The sequence below is a fragment of the Mesorhizobium sp. LNHC229A00 genome, assembly GCF_000502415.1.
Lineage (GTDB): Bacteria > Pseudomonadota > Alphaproteobacteria > Rhizobiales > Rhizobiaceae > Mesorhizobium.
On the sequence record NZ_AYWQ01000055.1, the window covers coordinates 1 to 2,346 of the forward strand.

General features: G+C 57.4%; 2 protein-coding genes and 2 pseudogenes. 2 read left to right on the forward strand and 2 right to left on the reverse strand.

The window, feature by feature from the left end:
- A partial coding sequence (locus tag X742_RS1000000174585; protein WP_156939495.1) for a hypothetical protein occupies positions 1-349 on the reverse strand: 349 nt, incomplete at its 3' end.
- On the opposite strand from X742_RS1000000174585, the pseudogene X742_RS01000000171110 reads away from it, so the two are divergent.
- Positions 276-1,460 (forward strand): annotated as a pseudogene (locus X742_RS01000000171110) (DUF2130 domain-containing protein). The gene X742_RS1000000174585 and the pseudogene X742_RS01000000171110 sit on opposite strands and share 74 nt — an antisense overlap.
- A 151-nt stretch (positions 1,461-1,611) precedes the next feature.
- Here X742_RS01000000171110 and X742_RS140660 read toward each other — a convergent pair.
- Positions 1,612-1,860, reverse strand: coding sequence for a hypothetical protein (locus X742_RS140660; protein ID WP_023775552.1), 249 nt, complete (start codon positions 1,858-1,860; stop codon positions 1,612-1,614).
- 67 nt (positions 1,861-1,927) lie between these two features.
- Here X742_RS140660 and X742_RS0139330 point away from each other — a divergent pair.
- Positions 1,928-2,346 (forward strand): annotated as a pseudogene (locus X742_RS0139330) (DNA modification methylase); the annotation flags it as partial.

The following is a 2,346-nucleotide window of genomic DNA, read 5'->3' on the forward strand; positions in this document are numbered from 1 at the left end:
GCATTTGCATGCGATCTCGACATTTCGAAAAATACACGTCGAGGTAATCGACCTCTGTGGCAATCGAGTCGAGGCTGAGGTTGCCGCCGCCCGCGCAGGCGATCATTCCGAAAAACAAGTTTAAGAAGCGCCTCCCCTGGCTTTGCGGCGGGAGAAACCCCATCAGTTCACTATTTGTTCTTTTCCGAAAACGCCTGGCGAGATATAGTCTAGCGTGTCCTAAAACAGATTCCTCAGGGAGCAGCGCGCAGATGACCATCCAGCCGAACAATACCATGCTGCAGGGGGACAGGATTCTCAATGAGCCGACAATCAGCTGCCCAAGCTGCAAGACGGAAATCAAGCTCAATGAGTCGCTCGCGGCCCCTTTGATTGCCGCCACGCGTGAGAATACGAATTACGCCTGGCGCAGAACAAGGCATCGATGGCTGCCAGAGAAGAGGAGCTTAAGCGCCAGCAGGCCGAGATCGCCGCCGCCAAAGAGGACATCGACAACCAGGTGGCTGAGCAAATCAAGCTTGAGCGTGCCGGAATCGCGATCGAGGAAGCCCGCAAGGCAAAACTGCTGCTTTCGGTAGACCTAGAGGACAAGGACAGGAAGCTTGCCGAACTGGAGGCGACGTTGAAGGCGCGCGACGAAAAGCTCACCGAGGCCCAGCAGCAACAGGCGGAATTCCTGAAAAAGCAGTGTGCGCTCGACGACGAAAAGCGCGAGATGGCGCTGACCATCGAAAGGAAGATCCAGGAGGGGCTGGACGCCGTTCGCGTCAAGGCGAGGTCGGAAGCCGAAGACGGTCTTAAAATGAAGGTTGCGGAAAAGGAAGAACAGATCGCCGGCATGCAGCGTCAGATTGAGGAGCTGAAGCGCCGAGCGGAACAGGGTTCCCAGCAGCTGCAGGGCGAGGTTCTGGAGCTCGAACTGGAAGCCCTCATTGCCAGCCGGAGCCAAGGTTGGCTGGGGAAGCTCAGGGCGGATCAACGAGCCGCCAAAGCGGATATCGCGCTTATGATCTCGGAAGCGCTCCCTCCCGGTGTGGAAACCTTCGATCTTCTGGACGGGGTCTATGTCGCCCATCCCAAATGCGCGATGCCGATCGCAATCATGCTGCGACAATCCCTTATCGAGCTGGCGAACTCTCGCCTCGCCCAGGACGGCCAGGCTACCAAAATGGAGCAGGTCTATGGCTATCTGACCGGTCCGCGGTTCCGCCATCGCGTCGAGGCGATCGTCGAAAAGTTCTCTTGATATGCAGGAGGACCTGGCCAGGGAACGCAAGGCCACAACACGCCTATGGGCCAAGCGCGAGGCTCAGATACAAGGCGTAATCGAGTCGACCGTCGGGATGTATGGCGACTTGCAAGGCATCGCCGGAAAGGTGATGCAGGAGATTGAGGCCTNCGACCGTCGGGATGTATGGCGACTTGCAAGGCATCGCCGGAAAGGTGATGCAGGAGATTGAGGCCTTGGATGTGCTGGCAATAGAAGCATCTCAGCCCGATGCCGAATAATATCCGCGGACGCCGAAGCTAATCCCTCTGCAGCTTCCGCTGCCGCTCTTGCCGTCTACGTGTCCATCGCTGGGCTGCGGAGAACTCCACACTCCAGTCCGGCTAGCCTTTCTGATCGAGCCAGACGCCTATTCGACTTCCGACTAAAGCACCTGCGGCAGCTAGGATCAGAGCTACAGTCAAGAAACCGAATCCGGTCGCGCCACCCATCCCAACGACACCAACACCGCCGATCGACATGCCTGCTACGCCACCGACTACGGCGCCGCTCGTCGCCAACTTTATTTCTTTTGAGTGTATGTTGGCTAGTTGCGCGGCTTTCGCGGCACCACTTCGAAGAAATTGCTTCATCGTTTGTCTTTTCGAAAATCATTAGCGGATTAATCGGCGTCAGTGGCGCATGCTTTGGAGCAACCGAATGACCCTCCTCCCAGTTGACGTCCAGACGTCAAACGATCTAGACTCGCTTCCTTCAAGAGGTATCGATTCGATGACGCTGGCGCCAGGGGTAATCAGAGACTCTATCGTGGAGTTCCTCGCGACAGCAGTGGACGACGCGTCAATCAGTGAAATCACGTCGGGTGTCCGAACAACCCTGGGCGAAGTGCCAGCTTCGTCGGTGCGATCATACCTTAACATCAACACGCCGGACTTATTCGAACGTACCGAGCGCGGGCGTTACCGGCTGAAGGCTAATGGCCATTGCGGGCGAGCGGAGCCAATCGCCTCCGCGAAGATCGGCAAGGCGCTCATTTTCCAGGCGGATTGTTTCGAGTGGTTGGCCAACCGGCCCGAGCGCTCGATCCACGCGTTTGTGACTGATCCGCCGTATGGTGT